Below are 15,957 nucleotides of genomic sequence, written 5' to 3' on the forward strand. Positions count from 1 at the left end.
GGCGCCTTTTTCTATGCGCCTTTTTAATTATTTTAATTAACACTTCTTAATCCAAAATTTAAAAATATCATTATCTTCTTCATATTTAAGCAACTCATGACCTCCAGATTTTGCCCATGCTGAAAGATCATTTTTCGCTCCTTTATCCGTAGCATGAATTTCTATTACCTCACCAGATTCAATTACATTAATCGCCTTTTTTGTTTTTACGATTGGCATAGGACATGCTAAGCCTTTTGCATCTAATACTTTTGTAATTTTCATTTTCTATATCCTCCTAAAAAATATTATTATCGAACTGCGCAACGATTTGGTCCAATTTCCATTTCACGTTGTTTCTCAACATCTGGAGTAATTTTCCCCATATTCGTTTCACGAATTTCTTGATATGCATTTGGTTGTGGTGGTAAGTTTTCAGTTACAATTTTTCTAAATTCATTTTCATCTGCAATGTTTAAACCGTGATTTTTTGCAAACAAATTACCTAATTTTTCTGAAACACTTCCATCGTCATTTAGCTCATCAATAATCATAAAGTGAGCAGGAAGTACAATTAATTCCTCTGATAATTCTCTATAACGTGTATATAAGCTTTCTCTTAAATCACCAACCCAATCTTCAGCCATACCAGCTAAATCAGGGCGTCCAATTGAATCAATGAATAAAATATCTCCAGATAATAAGAACTTTTCATCTACTACAAATGAAGTTGACCCAATAGTATGACCTGGTGAGTAGATTGCATGGATGTTAATTGATGTATTACCTATCATCACATTGTTACCACCTTCTAATGGTGAGTATTCGAATGTAACTTCTGTTGCATCTTTTGGCGGTAACCAATATGTTGCATTCGTTTTTTCTGCAATAACACGTCCACCTGAGATGTGATCCGCATGTAGATGAGTATCAAATACATGTGTAATTTTTACACCTTTGTTTTCAGCAAAATTTAGATAAACATCAGCCATTCTTGTTGAGTCAATAATAGCTGCCTCTCCATTTGAGACAACCATATAAGAAAGACATCCTTTACCGATTCGAACAAACTGATATATTTCACCACCATCATTTAAGTTCCCAATTTTTACAGGCTCTAAATACTCACTCCACTCTTTCATGCCACCTTTTAAATATGAAACAGTTAAACCTGCATCTGATAGCATATCTGCAACCATAATTGATGAACCTTCTTTTGCGCATACAACTAAAACATTTTTATTAGAAGGAATTTTATTCAAAATTTCTTCAACACCATCTAGTAAATCAAAATATGGTACATTTAAATGGTCAAAATTCTCTCCTTCAATTTTCCAGTCATGAAAATCTGTTTCATTTCGCACATCAAGAATAAATAGTTCTTCCTTATTAAAAACTTTTTTCGTTACTTCTTTTGCTGTCATTGTATTTACAGTCACTTCATTACCCCCTACGGTATATTTTAATTTAAAAAAATATAACAAATCTTCATTGTCTAAATAATAATTAGTTTGTGATTGAATTTGTCTCACCAGTCCACTGACTCATACCTGGTAATACATTCGATACATTTGAAAAACCATTTTCTGTTAACTTTTGTGCTGCTAGATCACTCCTACTTCCAGTTCGACAAATAACATAAATTTCAGTTTCTTTCTTTAATTCATGTAATCTTTCCTCTAGTTCACCTAATGGAATTGAAATAGCATTATGAATATGATTAAAAGCATATTCCGCTGTTTCTCTTACATCTAAAATGATCATGTTTTCATTACTTTTTAATCTCTTATCTAATTCTTCATTCGTTACAACAATTGGATGCTGTTTTTCAATTGTTTCAGTACTTGATAACTTTCTTAAATAATGTTTTAGAACTTCTCCTTCTTCAATTGTACCTAGATATTGATGTCCTGCACTTTCAGCCCATGCTTTTAAATCAGCCTTTGATCCTTTATCCGTTGCCTGAATTTCTAACACTAAACCTTCCTCAAGCTCTTTCATCGCTTTCTTTGTCTTAACGATTGGCATAGGACATGCGAATCCCTTTGCATCTAATAACATATTCACTCTAATATTCATCGTTTAATCTCCTCAATTTAATAAAATTATAATGAAATCTTTTATTTCCAAAGACTCATGCCGCCTTTTACATTTGTAACTTGATTAAATCCTTGTTTCTTAAGCTTTTTACTTGCCTTACTACTTCTCATACCACTTTGACAGATCAATACAACTTCTTTTTCTTTTGAAAGTTGATTTAGTTTTTCATCTAATACATGCAGGGGTATGTTTTTAAATCCACGAATACTTTTCGCACGATACTCAGCAGGTGTTCGTACATCGATAAATTGTTTATTTTTATCATTTAATTCTTTTCTTAACTCAGTTGTAGAAATTTGTCTAACTCCTTTTACCGATAGAAAACTTCTAACGATCAATACAATTAGAAGACTTGGGATGATATATTTTAAATATTCCATCTAACTCCCCCTTTTTAAATAAATAAATTGACATTTCCTTCTTCTGCATCAGCCAAATAAGCTGCTACACCTGCATACTCAATATGATCTAATAGTTCTTTTTGTTGTAGCCCTAACAAATCCATTGTCATCGTACAAGCTACAAGCTTTACATCTTGTTCTTGTGCCATTTCAATTAGCTGAGGAAGAGATAGGGCATTATGTTTTTTCATTACATTTTTTATTAGCTTTGGACCGATTCCAGAAAAATGCATTTTAGAAAGTCCCATTTTATCTGCACCTTTTGGCATCATTTTACTGAACAATTTTTCCATAAATCCTTTTTCTACTGCAATATTTTCATCTTTTCGCAAAGCATTTAATCCCCAAAAGGTATGGAAAATCGTTACCTCATGGTCATAAGCAGCTGCTCCATTTGCAATAATATAAGCTGCCATTGCTTTATCGTAATCTCCACTGAATAATACAATTGTTGTTCTTTTCTTTGCTGACATTTGATTACCTCCAAAAATATTTATATACCCATAAGGGTATTAAATTAAACAAAAAAATATACCATATACCCCTATAGGTATAATATAAGCTAAAAAAATTTAAAGTCAATAATTATTTTTTATCTACTTTTTACTAGCATGTTGACTGCATCTGTAATAACTTCTTTCGTCTTAACCCCATTTTTTTCTGCGACTAACATACATTCAACCAAGTTAGAACTTACTAATACTCCAACCGTACGATCGACTGCTGAGCGAACAGCTGATAATTGAGTTACGACTTCATTACAGTCTTTATTTTCTTCTATCATCCTCAATATTCCTCGTATTTGTCCTTCAATTCGCTTAATTCTATTTTTCATCTTATCGTCATATCTCATATATTTCCTCCTTCCTAACATTTTATATTACTTACAATCACATGTAGTCAATGAATACCCTATAATTTTAAATCCTTTTTTTCTAAGAAATCGAATACTTATATTTTTTTCAAGTTTATTTGAAGCGACAATATGAATTTCATTAATTGAAATATCTACATATGATCTTTTTAAATAGCCGATAGGAATATTCAATGCATTAATAATAGGCATTTTATTAGATTCATTATAATCTCTTACATCTATAATTTGAGTTGATTTTTTACTTAAAATAGAAGATAAATTTGTACATTTAATATGCCAAATTGGAAAATACCTAATATACAGTTTTCTTATGATTAGACCAATTATTAATGTAAAAATAACAATCAATTTGATACCTCATTTTCAAAAAAAATATATTACAAAAATGATTATATACCCCGTAGGGTATTAAATCAATTATTTATTATTAAACATAAAAAAATCTTTTTTAAAGTAAGCATCGCACAATAAAAATGAAACTTCATGACGCTCCTTTTTAATTCTAATGGTGAATTTTTTTACTTATCCTTTTTTATCATTAAGTGCAGAAGTGAAACAATTCAATATTCTCAAACGCTTTTACAAATCAATAAAACATATTCTGCAAAAATTAGGTAAACTTATAAAATGAAGCAAAACTTATTAGGAGAATGTTTATGAAAGCATATGAAATAATGATTGAAGATGTTTTTAAAGTAAACGGAAATGACACGGTTAGATCAATCATTGAAATATTTATTAACAACCGGATTAGCGGCCTTCCTGTAGTCAATGATCGGAACGAAATTATAGGGTATGTAAGTGATGGTGATATACTTAGATATATTGGAAAGCATGAGGATCGTATTATTAATGTTTTCGCCTACATGGCATATGTTCAAGGAGATAATGAGGAATTTGAGGATAGAATACAAACATTGTTAAATATGAACGTTCTTGAAATCGCTAAAAAAAAGGTTATCAAAGTTTCATGGGACGAAGAAATAGAGAATATTGCGGCTATTTCAGGAGAAAAAAGAATAAAAAAATTGCCAGTAGAACGTAATGGACTTTTAGTCGGGATTATTAGCCGTGGAGATGTTATTAGGCATTCATTCAAATCACTTATGTAACATTCATTTAAGAAAAAGAAACAACGAAAAATCTATTTACATAGTTTTTGCATTAAAAGGAAGGTTAGTATTACAAATGTAGGAGTTGATGCTGACTGACATGCATCAGCGGCCTCTCAGTAGGCTCAATCCCTACTTTCTTCATAGAAAATTGTGTTCTTATCTACCAAAATTTCCAAATAAAATAAAAGGGGAAATCCTCCCCTTTTTTTCACCTATTTTTTCAATTATAATGCCTGATCCTTTACTCCTCTAATATCTTGAGTGATTTTTCTACTCTTCTTCCCTATCCACCTATAAGAAACAAAACTACTTATTAGTAATACGAATGCTCCAAACAGGTAAGGAAGATTGATATGTATATCGAATAAAAAACCAGCAAGTATTGGCCCAAAAATTTGGCCAAGGCTCATATAGGCATTGTTTAATCCTGCTACAAATCCTTGTTCATTTCCAGCCTCTCTAGAGAGCAATGTGTTAATCGTTGGACGTAAAATGTTATTAAATGTGAAATACAACATTGTTATGACCATTACATAAAAGAAATTTCCCGAAAATAGCAAGCACACAAGTGAAATGCCTGATAATAAGAGCATGCTGCTAATAATCGGCTTTTCTCCAAACCTTTTTGAAAGACGGTTCGTCAATACTAATTGGTTGAATGTACCAATCAATGAACAAACCATAAACAAGATAGATATTTCTCTAGTCGAAAATCCATAGCTTTGAGTTACGAACAATGGATAGATTGCTTCAAAGTGAGTTAGTCCGAAACTAAGTGCGAATATCAATAACAATAAGATAAAATAACGAGATTTAACCGATTGTGCAAGTTGACGAAAAATATTTTCTTTCTTCGTTTTTGATTTTAAATGCATTAGACGTTCCTCTGCAGTTTTGGATTCCGATAATAATCGTAAGCAGCTAATTACCGCTAAAGAACCAATCGTTGCAGAAGCAAAAAAAGGAGTCCTCGTGCCAAACTCAGCAAGTAATCCTCCTAAACCTGGACCAACAATAAAACCAGATGACATGGAAGCACCTAAAAATGACATTGCTCTTGGCCTCTGTTCTTCTGTCGTGATATCAACGACATAAGCCATGATGGATGGAATCAATGCAGCAGCGCCCATCCCTCCTATTAATCTTGAAACAAGAAAAATTGAAAAATGATCTGCAGTAGCGGCCAATATGTTTGAAATAACGAATAGACATAGTCCAACGACAATCATCGGCTTCCGTCCGTATTTGTCCGAGAAATCGCCTGCAATTGGCGAGAACAAAAACTGTGTTAGGCCAAAGGCAGATACTAAGTATCCTGCTGCTTTTCCGCCTGCTCCAAAATCTATTAGAAGCTCAGGAAGGATTGGAATGACAAGACCAATCCCAAGCATTGCAAGAAACATATAAGTTAGCAAAAACGGTAACGCAGATTTTGTTGACATGTTTTTTTCCCTCTTTTACTTGTATTACTAAAAAACAAATATAATAGTCTTTGTCTTTGTGAAGAACTCCGAATTCAGCTACATTTGGTTTGATCTAATTAATTTGAAACCGAAATATCGGCATTTGCATAATGTAAAACCGCTTCTTCTAAAACATCGATACCAATTAAAATATCATCAATATCAGTAAATTCGTCAGGATGATGGCTTAGACCATCCTCAGATGGAACAAAAATGAGACCAACTGGGGCAAGTCTAGTCATATTCATTGCATCATGTCCTGCACCGCTTTGCATCACTTGAAAAGGAAGATCCTTTTTAACACAAATGGATTGTAGACCATCAATCAGTTCAGGCGAAAGCAAGACAGGCTCTTCAGAACTAATAATGTTCTTTTCTATTTCTAACATTCTATTTTTTTCAACATTTTCAATTGTTTTTAATAAATGATCCAAAACGAACTTTCTTGATTGTACTGAGGAAGATCGAATGTCGATTTTCATTAGTACTTCTCCTGGAACTACATTCATTGCACCAGAATGGATATCCAAAACACCAACTGTAGCAACAGTACCATGTTCTTGTTCATGAATTGCAACTTTCTCAAGCTCTAATGCAATTTCAGAAGCACCAAGAAGAGCATCTTTTCTCATATTCATTGGAGTCGTACCAGAATGAGACGCTTTTCCGTTTATTTTTACAAGTAATCTAATAGGTGCTGCAATTCCAGTAACAACCCCAATTTTTTTATCATTATTGATTAATATTGGACCCTGCTCAACATGAAGTTCAAAAAACGCCTTAAATTCTTCATTTACTCTACTTGCTTCATCAATACTATTAAAGTCAAGGGCACAGTGAGCAAATGCTTTTTCCATTGTAATACCATTACGATCTTCTAAATGACGGTACTTCTCTTTTTCAATAAGCCCAGCCATCGCTTTACTCCCTACAGTTGATACCCCAAAACGAGATGATTCTTCACAAGCAAATGAGATAATTTCAATTGGATGATCAGTCACAATATTTTTTTCATTTAATCGACTAATAACTTCGAGTGCCGCAATGACGCCTACTACTCCGTCATATTTCCCACCTTCGTATACCGAATCTAGATGAGACCCCATAGCAACCGGTGCTAGACCCTCTACTTTACCTTCTCTTCTTGCTATAACATTTCCACATTGATCCATTCGTATATCTAATTTTTCTGCTTTACACATACGAATAAATGCGTGTGTACAAGTTTGTTCCATATTCGAATAAGCCAGTCTTGTAATTCCTTTTTCCCCAGTGTTATATTGACTAATTTTATTAAAAAGTGTTAAATATCTTTCTTTACGATCCATGAGATATCTCCTGTCCTGTTATTTATCTTTTTTCCTTCACTTAACGGGAAGTAACCCTCCACAAATAGAAATTTCATTTTATTAAAGGGATATTGGTTGCAAGATGTCCCTCATGAAAAGTTTAATTTTGAAATGGTAAAATCCGACTCCAATATCGAAAGAGCCGGACCGTGGTTTTTTTTGTAAATGAACCAGTAGTAAAGCTCTCATAATGCCAGCTTTACTTAAACAGGTAGTGTATAAAAAGATTATTTATTTATTTTGTGAAAATGTTCAAATAAATTATCACATTCTTCTCTCTTCTCAACTTTAATCATGTCAAGAACGCTTTTATCTTCACCAGTTAAATATTTGCGAAGATGTAAATCAGAGAAGCCGTGAACATCAGCATCTTCTGAAGTGTTGCAATAGTATACTTTCTTAATGCCAGACCAAATAATTGCAGCTACACACATTGGGCATGGCTCACATGTTGCATAAATTTCACAATCAGATAAGTCCATCGTATCTAACTTCTTGCAAGCTTCTCTGATTGCAACCATTTCTGCGTGTGCAGATGGGTCAGTATCTCTCATCATCGTGTTACTAACAACTGCGATAATTTCATCGCCTCTAACAATTGTTGCGCCAAAAGGTCCTCCAACTTTATTATTCATTCCTTCGATTGTTGCTTCTGCTGCCATTTTCATGTAATCCATTAGTAAATTCCTCCTATTATAAATGGATATAGATGTGTCATTTGTTGCCTATCAACCTATGAATCTATACTACTCAACTATTTCAATTTGTTCTTTTTTCCAACTATCGAATATAAAATAAACGAGACAATTAATCCACTAAAGAAAGCGAATTCGTTCATTTTCACTAAAAAAGGAACATTCTTAAGAAAAGCACCTGACATTGGAAGGATAAAACTAATGGCCAAAACAATCATCGCACTAGTATTGTAACCATTCTTATATTCCCCATTACTGCCATTTGGTATATAAATATGATTTAGATTCATCTTTCTTTTTCGGTGAATATAGAAGTTTGAAAGCATAATACCTGTTATAGGTCCGAAGATCGAACCAATAAAGCTATAAAAGTAAAATAATGTCGTTGGGCTAGATACGAGCTTCCAAGGTAAAATTAGTGTTCCAATAATAGCTGTTAAAATTCCCGCTGATTTTACTGTAAACACTTTTGGGAAAAGCGCTGTCATTTGTAAACCAGATGGTAAAAGGTTAGCAAACACAACAAACGCTATAGCACCAACGTTTAATGCTAATATTAAAACAAGCACAGAGAAAGTATTTTCAATTTTATCAATCGCATGAACAATATTGAAAATTGGTTCACCAAAAGCAATTTCAGTTCCTGCAATTAATGAAACACAAGTGATGGCAAAAAGAATATAGGATAATATAAATCCTAATGGTAGTCCAATAATGAAATCCTTTGGACTTTTCGCTCGATGGGTAAAATCTGAAATATTTACAATCGGACCCGCCCAGTTAGATACTAAGGCACTCACACAGGCAATAAATACTAATGGGCTACTTGTTGGATGCTTTGGAACATAATCAAAAATTGGTCCAAATCCCCCAGCCATATTAATCGCCCAAACAGCTGCACCAATGATAAAGATGTAAACAATAGGTGAAGACCAGCTACCAAATTTGTTAAGAACATTCATCCCACCTAAGAAAAGCAGAACCGTAACTGTCCATAATATTACGTATGAAATCATCGTTGGAACCGTTAATCCAAGTAGATTAAAGTCGCCACCTATCGTCATATAGTTTGGGAAAAATCTTGCAAAAATGACATTCAATGATTCCGCTCCGACAACAGTTGTCGTACCAAAAAATACGATCCCCGCGATCAGACCACGACATAATGCTGGGATTATAGCTCCTTTTTCCCCAAACGTTTCTCGAAGTAACATTGTAAATGGCATGCCATACTTGGATGCAGCATAACCATTAAGACAATATAATGTTGCAACGATAATCGCTGATAATAAAACAGCTGATATAACTTGCTTCGTATTTAGGCCGAGAACAAAAAATCCTGCTACTGTCATATATGACATAATATTATGAACTGCACCCATCCAAACGGTTATATAGTTGGACATTCCCCAATCTCTTTGATTTGGCAATTTAGGTAACAGTTCTTCAGAATATCCATAAGATTTATAGATTTCATGATCACTGGTTGCTAATTTAGCTTCTTCCATCATTAACACCCCTAATTCACAATATGTGTACCTGCTTGCTCATTCATTGCTTCTTTCAAGCTTTCAGGATTCGTAATAATTACTCTTTTTCCATTATTTTGTAAGAAACTTAAACTAGCCTCAATTTTTGGTAACATACTTCCTGGGGGAAAATGATTTTCAAGGACATATTGTTTTGTCTCTTCTACTGTAATTTTTTCAAGTGCTTTTTGATTTGGTTTACCAAAATTGATACATACCCTTGGAACTCCAGTTGTGACAATTAACGTCTCCGCATGAATTTGTTCTGCTAAAAGGCTTGTAGCAAAATCTTTATCAATTACTGCGTCAATACCTTCGTATGTTTTATCATCTTTTTTCACGACCGGTATTCCACCGCCACCTACTGCAATTACCACGTAACCATCTTCAATTAATGAATAAATTACCTCTTTTTCAACGATATCAGTTGGTCTCGGTGATGGAACTACTCTTCTATATCCGCGACCAGAATCTTCAACAAAAAACCAGTTTGGATGATCCTTTTTCATTTCTTCAGATTGTTCTAATGTAAAGAATGAGCCAACAGGTTTCGTAGGATTTTTGAAATTAGGATCATCTGCACTTACTTCAACTTGTGTTATAACAGTAGCTACTTTCTTATTGATCCCTCTTTTTGCGAATTCGTTCGTTAACGCCTGTTGTATTTGGTATCCAATACCACCTTGTGTATCTGCTACGTTGTTAACAAGAGGAACCGTTGGCATACCTGCTACCTCACTAGCAATCTCAGATCTTTGTAAAGCAAATCCAACTTGTGGACCATTACCATGAGTTACGACAATTTCATAGCCTTCTTCTACCATATCTGCGATGTTGACAACCGTTTCTTGAACGGCTTCATATTGGTCTTGGGTTGTGTTGCGGCCATTTTCTCTAACTAGAGCATTGCCTCCGATCGCAACGATCACTAATTTCCCCATTATTTACCCCCTAAATGTTTAAATTCTTTAATACTTAGCAAATTGAGAGATTGCTCTTTATGAAGATGATATAAAGAATTAGTTGGATCATTTTCAATAGCATTTTCAATTGCTTCTACAGCTTCTTCATGTCTCTCTAGCGATCTAAGACTATTCGCTTTATGAAACGAAAAATCATATCGATTTGGTTGAAGTGCAAGAAGTTTATTCATTTCTTGTACAGCTTCTTCATGTCTTCCAAGTTCTCTTAAATAATTTGATTTATGGTAAAGATAGAAAGTTTCGCTAGGATCGAGTTGGACAGCTTTATCATATTCGCCTAAAGCTTCATCCGGTTTATTCATTAATCTTAAGCAATTTGCAGTGTAAAAATAAAAATCAAGATTTTTTGGATCAAGAGCTAGGACATTGTTGTATTGTTCAAGTGCTTCTTCGTATCGTTTTAATTCTTGTAAGAAATACCCTTTGTAGTAGAGTAAATCAAAGTTTTTACTGTCTAATTCAAGCGCACTATTTATTTCTAAAATGGCTTCCTCATATCGATTTGCCTTTGCCAGTACTTTTGCTTTCTTAATCGACTCATTCGTTTCGACGTATTCTTTATTAAAAATTTTTACAACCTTTTGCTGATTCAGGTCAATAGCATGTTGTAAAGATGATTTTCCGTCTCGATCTGCTAAGTTACAATCTGCACCAGCATCAACAAGTAATTCGATTACGTCAGAATATAAACGGCCTCCATTACCTAAAATAACTGCCTCAAGTAATGCCGACCAGCCTAATTTATTGGCATGATTAACAGGAACTCCTGCATCTAAACAAATTTGTACAGTCTTTAAGTAGCCTTTTTCACTGGATGGTAATAAAGCAGTTCCACCAAATCGATTTACGCTATTTAAATCTGCCCCATACTTTAACATCATGCTTACTATTTCATGGAATCCATTTGCTCCAGAACAAATAAAAGGTGTTAATTGGGTGATATCTCTCGTATTAACGTCACTACCAGCTTCCAATAACCGTTTTACAATTTCGATCTGATTTTTTTGGGTAGCCGCCATTAATGCTGTACGACCATCAGAATCCTTATACTCAACACTTACTCCTTTTGATAAAAGCAGTTCGACTGCCTCTAAATCTCCTCGTTGACTTGCGAGAATTAATTCTGAATTTAAGGATTGATTTTCCATAACATTTCTCTCCCTCTGTTGTTTTCTTATATGAAATGGCTGGCAACATTTAAAATCCAAGGATTGAATTTTAGGGCCTGACACTTATTTTTTTGGTCAGACCCTAAGAATTAACTAAGACAATCTGCATGGACTACTCCCCTAAAGACAACAGTTGGAGAGTTGTTTAAAATTCGAATGATTCCAAGTACGTTTTCGTAAAATCACTCGAATAACAGGTTATTATTGGATGTTTTCACTTAAAGTTAATAAAGCCTTTTCAAACGCTTCAACTGGTGGATACGTGATCCCTGCACCAATCATGCCAATACCTGCTTCCTTATGTGCAATAGCCGTGTTGATGACTGGCATAATACCTGTTTGAATTACTTTTCTTACATCTATTCCTGTTGAGATCCCCATGAAATCTAATAAAGGAATCGTTACATTTGGATTTTCATCCGTTGTGATTTCTTTCATTTTTGTAGAAAAGCCAATTGCTTCATCAACTGTTCCACCTACTAGTGCGACAATCGCAGGAGCTGTCGCCATCGCAAAACCACCGATTCCGTATGTTTCTGTAATCGCACTATCTCCAATATCTAAACCTGAATCTTCTGGTTTATATCCTGCAAACATTGGTCCTACAACCTTTTGTGCTGGTCCAGTAAACCAAGTGTTTCCAGGCATACCACTTACACGAATACCGAATTCTACCCCATTACGTGCCATCGTTGTGACAATCGTACTATTTTCAATACCATGAGCAGCATCAAGAGCACATTTACAAAGCGCCATCCAAGTTGGACCTGAGAAATAATCACTGCTAGCAACGAAATCAAATACTTCACGCTTTTGTTCTGTTGTAAAATCTGTTTCCAAAATATATGGCGTCAAAGCTTGAATTAACAAAGCTGTACCTGCATTGTTTCGATTATGACACTCATCTCCCATATGAAGAGCTTGTGCAAGCATTAATCGTAAATCAATTCCATTTTTATTTAATTTCATCGCATCTCTTAAAATAGGTCCAAATACATCGCGCATCCAGATTAAACGATCAACAACACTTTGATCATTTGCACCCATTCTTAAGATTTTTGCCATCTGTTCACTTAAGTTTGTATAAGCGATATTTCCGTATGTTTTATTCTCAACAATGTGCATGAACATGGAAGCGGATGTTACACCGGCCATAGAACCTACACAATTGTGTTCATGGCATGGTGAGAAAGTAATTGCACCTGAAGCTGCAACTTCGTAAGCTTCCTCTAAATCTTTTGCTAATCCTTCATACACAATTGCTCCTGTAACCGCCCCTTTCATCGGGCCGCTCATCTTATCCCAAGTAATTGGTGGACCAGCATGAAGAATCGTATGCTTTGTCATTCCTGGAACACAATTAATTGCTTGGTCGAAGCCAATTAATACTGGTTGTGAATTAATAATACGTTCTACTGCTAATTTATTTGCTGCTTCAATTTTTTCCATTACGCTTGGATCTTCTAATTTATCTAAAGCTGCAATTAGTTGAGGGTTTCCTCCACCTGGTGGTGTCCATTCTAAATGAGTTGCACTAGCATTTTGCTTTAAAATATCATCTTTAAAAAATTCAATTCCAACGTTTATAGCAGAAATTTTACTATTAAAAAGTTCGTTAATTTTATTCATGACTATTCTCCTTTCACTACGAATTCTCTTGCTAACAACCCAGCGTTAGTACTGCTACTAGCGTGTGTAACCCCTGCAGCTAATAACTTGTTCACTTGTTCATCGAAGTTTTGAGGGTCTAAATCTGTTCCAAGTACGTATCCAATAATCTCTAAGTGTCTACCTTCTTTTTCAGCTAAGTCCTTCGCTTCGATTATTGCAGGAAGCATTACACCAACTGGATCCTCGTGAGAACCATAGCCTAAAACAAAGTCCATTACGATAACACCAACTGATGGATCCTTCGCTTCTTGTAAAAATCTAGCGATACGAGTGGACGGATCAATCATTGGATGAGGTTTTCCTTGTGTAAAATCATCATCACCTAAGTCAATAAAAGTATGTTCCTGACTAACATTAATGTCTTTTAAAAGGTAATCAGGATTTTTTTGGATATTGCTATATACATTGTCAAATTTATCAATCGCTGCATACATCGCTTCGTCACATAATGTACCGCCACAAAATAATCCACGAATATATTTTTGTTCTGGCGTTAATTTTGCACGAACCTCTTCAATTAGAGGAATATTTAAAGCACGTTTGTTCAAACTGCTTTCATCAGCTCCAGCTAAAAGTACTGCCTTAAGCGCTGCTTCTTTAGACATTTTCGCAAAATGTCCTCCAGCTTGAACTACTTTTTCTTCATCTCCACCAATGAACCAAACGACAACTGGCTTTTTGCATTGCTTAATTTGGGCTAACACTTTCTCTTCTACACTTGGTGCTGGTGGCTTAGAAACTAGTACGATTACTTTAGTAGACTCATCTTCGTCTAACGCTTTAATCGCATCTAACATCATAATTCCGCCAACTTCTTCGCTTAAATCACGACCACCAGTTCCAATTAACTGGGTAATTCCACCACCGAAATCATGGATTCGAACACTAACCTCTTGACTACCAGTTCCAGATGCACCGACGATTCCGATATTTCCTTTTCTTACAGCATTAGAGAATGCTAATCCCACATTACTAATAATCGCTGTTCCACAATCAGGACCCATCATTAATAAACCTTTTTCATGAGCAAGCTTTTTCAATTCGATTTCTTCTTCAACGCTTACATTATCGCTAAATAGCATGACATGTAGATCATTTTCAAGTGCTTTTCTTGCTTCTCTAGCAGCAAATGCACCATTAACAGAAATCACTGCTAGATTTGCTTCGGGAATACTTGTTGCAGCAGAAGTAATCGTTGAATAAATGATCTCGCTTTTCGATTTTGATGTATTTTTTTTCGTTAATAATTCTTCAATTTCCACGAAAGCGTTTTCACACAATTCGTCAGTTTCAGCTTTTACAACAATGATCAAATCACTGTTTTTTGCTTCTTCAACTTCAGGAGTATTCAGACCTACATTTTTAATTACTCCTTTATTCATTTCAGTACCCATCGCAATGATCGCTTGGTCAATACCTTCTATTTGGTTCGCTTTCGTTGATAAAGACATTAAAGATACTGAATCAAAAAATGTATTTGGCTTTACCACAACTTGTACAGTCATACTCTACCTCCAACTTTCATTTTTGCTTCTAACCCACAGATAAGTCCTAAGGCTATATCTGTTCCGGATGAAGACCCGATATTTAATACTTTAGTTAATGCGAGAATCAAATCTCTTTCTGTTCCGTTTAGTAAGGAATGAATTAAAAGAATAATAGACTCTCTCACTTTACCGATTGATGCTTTTTTAATAGCCATATAACTTATTTCATTTGTTAAGCTTTTCGCTTTTTTAACCACTTCTTCACAAAATGCTTTATGTGAAAAGCAAGGGCTCGTATTAAAAATGGTTAATAATCCAACTAGAAAATCATCACCAGATGGAGTTAAGCCAGGACCGAGGCCAATTAGTGAAACGGCATGCTGTAAGGTACTAGTCGTCTGGTTGTTTACTAAATCATTCATTAGCAAACCCGTTCTTTCTTGAAGCAATTTCGACATTTGCTTTTCAAAAGAAGTCTGAAAAATAGATGCTTCTTTTATTCCGCCGCTTTTACCATGGTGGTCGATGAAATTCTTCATGAATTCGAAATTACCTTTCAAACCTTCGATATTATCTGGTAATAACGGAAGGATGCTCTCCCATTGTTCAACATTCACAATGTGGATCGATAATTTATTAGCGATGTGTAGAATTTGATTTTCTACATAAACAGTGTCGTTTATTTCTAAATCCAGCTTGTCAAAACATTCGACATCAATAACTAGTGTATTTGGCCCGTTATCAATTTCGTTGCATGCGACGGTGTACAATTCACCATCTTCTATGCAATGAAAATTGAATGTCCGTTTAAATAAACTGTGAACAAAACCACTCATATTTGAATTTTTAATTTTTTGGATAAAATCGACATCGCCAGATTTTGCTGTAAATATCATTGAAGTCACCCCATCATTCTGGAAGAAATCTTATTTTTAAACCTGTACACCACTCTTCATTTCTTGTAAAATCCATAAGCGGCTTGCATATGATAAAATTCGCTAAATTGTTACAAAATAAGCTAGAAAAAAACATCTTTTAGTCAATTTGTAGTAATTTGATTATTAAACTTCTTTGCTTTTTAGTAAAAAAAACAAAGATTTTCTACAAAATAATTGACGATTAGCTAACCTTACGTGATT

Annotated in this window: 16 protein-coding genes and 1 pseudogene; 1 reads left to right on the forward strand and 16 read right to left on the reverse strand. The window is 34.4% G+C overall.

Going from position 1 to position 15,957, the window contains the following annotated elements; all coding sequences use genetic code 11:
- Nucleotides 1-36: 36 nt before the first annotated feature.
- From AN960_RS01210 to AN960_RS01240, 7 genes and pseudogenes are all read right to left on the reverse strand, one after another.
- Nucleotides 37-264, reverse strand: coding sequence for a sulfurtransferase TusA family protein (locus AN960_RS01210; protein ID WP_056465673.1), 228 nt, complete (start codon nucleotides 262-264; stop codon nucleotides 37-39).
- A 26-nt stretch (nucleotides 265-290) separates the two neighbouring features.
- A pseudogene (locus AN960_RS01215) lies at nucleotides 291-1,416 on the reverse strand (MBL fold metallo-hydrolase); the annotation flags it as partial.
- 69 nt (nucleotides 1,417-1,485) lie between these two features.
- Entirely contained in the window at nucleotides 1,486-2,058 is a 573-nt protein-coding gene (locus AN960_RS01220) for a sulfurtransferase TusA family protein (protein WP_056465677.1), read from the reverse strand.
- Between the two features lie 41 nt (nucleotides 2,059-2,099).
- Entirely contained in the window at nucleotides 2,100-2,459 is a 360-nt protein-coding gene (locus AN960_RS01225; protein WP_056465679.1) for a rhodanese-like domain-containing protein, read from the reverse strand.
- Between the two features lie 14 nt (nucleotides 2,460-2,473).
- Entirely contained in the window at nucleotides 2,474-2,953 is a 480-nt protein-coding gene (locus AN960_RS01230) for a DsrE/DsrF/DrsH-like family protein (protein WP_056465681.1), read from the reverse strand.
- A gap of 119 nt (nucleotides 2,954-3,072) precedes the next feature.
- Nucleotides 3,073-3,333 carry a metal-sensitive transcriptional regulator gene (locus tag AN960_RS01235; protein ID WP_056465683.1) on the reverse strand — a complete coding sequence of 87 codons (261 nt, stop codon included), beginning with the start codon at nucleotides 3,331-3,333 and terminating at the stop codon, nucleotides 3,073-3,075.
- Between the two features lie 27 nt (nucleotides 3,334-3,360).
- Nucleotides 3,361-3,705, reverse strand: coding sequence for a rhodanese-like domain-containing protein (locus AN960_RS01240; RefSeq protein ID WP_082459311.1), 345 nt, complete (start codon nucleotides 3,703-3,705; stop codon nucleotides 3,361-3,363).
- Between the two features lie 308 nt (nucleotides 3,706-4,013).
- Between AN960_RS01240 and AN960_RS01245 the strand changes: the two genes are divergently transcribed.
- A complete protein-coding gene (locus tag AN960_RS01245) occupies nucleotides 4,014-4,469 on the forward strand; it encodes a CBS domain-containing protein (RefSeq protein ID WP_056465687.1) in 456 nt (151 codons plus the stop codon).
- A gap of 227 nt (nucleotides 4,470-4,696) precedes the next feature.
- On the opposite strand, the gene AN960_RS01250 is transcribed toward AN960_RS01245, so the two are convergent.
- The 9 genes from AN960_RS01250 to AN960_RS01290 all read right to left on the reverse strand — a co-directional run bounded on the left by AN960_RS01250 (nucleotide 4,697) and on the right by AN960_RS01290 (nucleotide 15,714).
- Nucleotides 4,697-5,914, reverse strand: coding sequence for an MFS transporter (locus tag AN960_RS01250; RefSeq protein ID WP_056465689.1), 1,218 nt, complete (start codon nucleotides 5,912-5,914; stop codon nucleotides 4,697-4,699).
- 98 nt (nucleotides 5,915-6,012) lie between these two features.
- Complete coding sequence (locus AN960_RS01255) at nucleotides 6,013-7,263, reverse strand: Zn-dependent hydrolase (protein WP_056465691.1); 1,251 nt, start codon at nucleotides 7,261-7,263, stop codon at nucleotides 6,013-6,015.
- 248 nt (nucleotides 7,264-7,511) lie between these two features.
- Nucleotides 7,512-7,961 (reverse strand): nucleoside deaminase, encoded by a 450-nt coding sequence (locus AN960_RS01260; RefSeq protein ID WP_056465692.1) that lies wholly within the window; start codon nucleotides 7,959-7,961, stop codon nucleotides 7,512-7,514.
- A gap of 77 nt (nucleotides 7,962-8,038) precedes the next feature.
- Complete coding sequence (locus AN960_RS01265; RefSeq protein WP_056465694.1) at nucleotides 8,039-9,487, reverse strand: cytosine permease; 1,449 nt, start codon at nucleotides 9,485-9,487, stop codon at nucleotides 8,039-8,041.
- 11 nt (nucleotides 9,488-9,498) lie between these two features.
- On the reverse strand, nucleotides 9,499-10,449 hold the full coding sequence (gene arcC / locus AN960_RS01270) for a carbamate kinase (RefSeq protein ID WP_056465696.1): 951 nt from the start codon (nucleotides 10,447-10,449) through the stop codon (nucleotides 9,499-9,501).
- On the reverse strand, nucleotides 10,449-11,639 hold the full coding sequence (locus tag AN960_RS01275) for an ankyrin repeat domain-containing protein (protein WP_056465700.1): 1,191 nt from the start codon (nucleotides 11,637-11,639) through the stop codon (nucleotides 10,449-10,451). Before AN960_RS01275 ends, arcC begins: the two co-directional genes overlap by 1 nt.
- Before the next feature lie 222 nt (nucleotides 11,640-11,861).
- Nucleotides 11,862-13,289, reverse strand: a complete 1,428-nt coding sequence (locus AN960_RS01280) for a YlbE family protein (RefSeq protein ID WP_056465702.1) — start codon at nucleotides 13,287-13,289, stop codon at nucleotides 11,862-11,864.
- 2 nt (nucleotides 13,290-13,291) lie between these two features.
- Nucleotides 13,292-14,836: an acyl-CoA synthetase FdrA gene (gene fdrA, locus AN960_RS01285; RefSeq protein ID WP_056465704.1), complete on the reverse strand. Its 1,545-nt coding sequence runs from the start codon at nucleotides 14,834-14,836 to the stop codon at nucleotides 13,292-13,294.
- Nucleotides 14,833-15,714 carry an oxamate carbamoyltransferase subunit AllH family protein gene (locus tag AN960_RS01290; protein ID WP_056465706.1) on the reverse strand — a complete coding sequence of 294 codons (882 nt, stop codon included), beginning with the start codon at nucleotides 15,712-15,714 and terminating at the stop codon, nucleotides 14,833-14,835. The genes fdrA and AN960_RS01290 overlap by 4 nt, the downstream gene beginning before the upstream one ends.
- Nucleotides 15,715-15,957: the final 243 nt, after the last annotated feature.

The organism is Bacillus sp. FJAT-25509, from assembly GCF_001420605.1.
Classification (GTDB): Bacteria; Bacillota; Bacilli; order Bacillales; family Bacillaceae_G; genus Gottfriedia.

What these genes read in the sequence shown, in the direction of transcription:
- AN960_RS01245 (WP_056465687.1), top strand. Translation starts at nt 4,014, where the DNA reads ATGAAAGCATATGAAATAATGATTGAAGATGTTTTTAAAGTAAACGGA.
- AN960_RS01210 (WP_056465673.1), bottom strand. Translation starts at nt 264, where the DNA reads ATGAAAATTACAAAAGTATTAGATGCAAAAGGCTTAGCATGTCCTATG.
- AN960_RS01280 (WP_056465702.1), bottom strand. Translation starts at nt 13,289, where the DNA reads ATGAATAAAATTAACGAACTTTTTAATAGTAAAATTTCTGCTATAAAC.
- AN960_RS01255 (WP_056465691.1), bottom strand. Translation starts at nt 7,263, where the DNA reads ATGGATCGTAAAGAAAGATATTTAACACTTTTTAATAAAATTAGTCAA.
- AN960_RS01250 (WP_056465689.1), bottom strand. Translation starts at nt 5,914, where the DNA reads ATGTCAACAAAATCTGCGTTACCGTTTTTGCTAACTTATATGTTTCTT.
- AN960_RS01265 (WP_056465694.1), bottom strand. Translation starts at nt 9,487, where the DNA reads ATGGAAGAAGCTAAATTAGCAACCAGTGATCATGAAATCTATAAATCT.
- AN960_RS01235 (WP_056465683.1), bottom strand. Translation starts at nt 3,333, where the DNA reads ATGAGATATGACGATAAGATGAAAAATAGAATTAAGCGAATTGAAGGA.
- AN960_RS01275 (WP_056465700.1), bottom strand. Translation starts at nt 11,639, where the DNA reads ATGGAAAATCAATCCTTAAATTCAGAATTAATTCTCGCAAGTCAACGA.
- AN960_RS01230 (WP_056465681.1), bottom strand. Translation starts at nt 2,953, where the DNA reads ATGTCAGCAAAGAAAAGAACAACAATTGTATTATTCAGTGGAGATTAC.
- AN960_RS01220 (WP_056465677.1), bottom strand. Translation starts at nt 2,058, where the DNA reads ATGAATATTAGAGTGAATATGTTATTAGATGCAAAGGGATTCGCATGT.
- arcC (WP_056465696.1), bottom strand. Translation starts at nt 10,449, where the DNA reads ATGGGGAAATTAGTGATCGTTGCGATCGGAGGCAATGCTCTAGTTAGA.
- fdrA (WP_056465704.1), bottom strand. Translation starts at nt 14,836, where the DNA reads ATGACTGTACAAGTTGTGGTAAAGCCAAATACATTTTTTGATTCAGTA.
- AN960_RS01290 (WP_056465706.1), bottom strand. Translation starts at nt 15,714, where the DNA reads ATGATATTTACAGCAAAATCTGGCGATGTCGATTTTATCCAAAAAATT.
- AN960_RS01225 (WP_056465679.1), bottom strand. Translation starts at nt 2,459, where the DNA reads ATGGAATATTTAAAATATATCATCCCAAGTCTTCTAATTGTATTGATC.
- AN960_RS01260 (WP_056465692.1), bottom strand. Translation starts at nt 7,961, where the DNA reads ATGGATTACATGAAAATGGCAGCAGAAGCAACAATCGAAGGAATGAAT.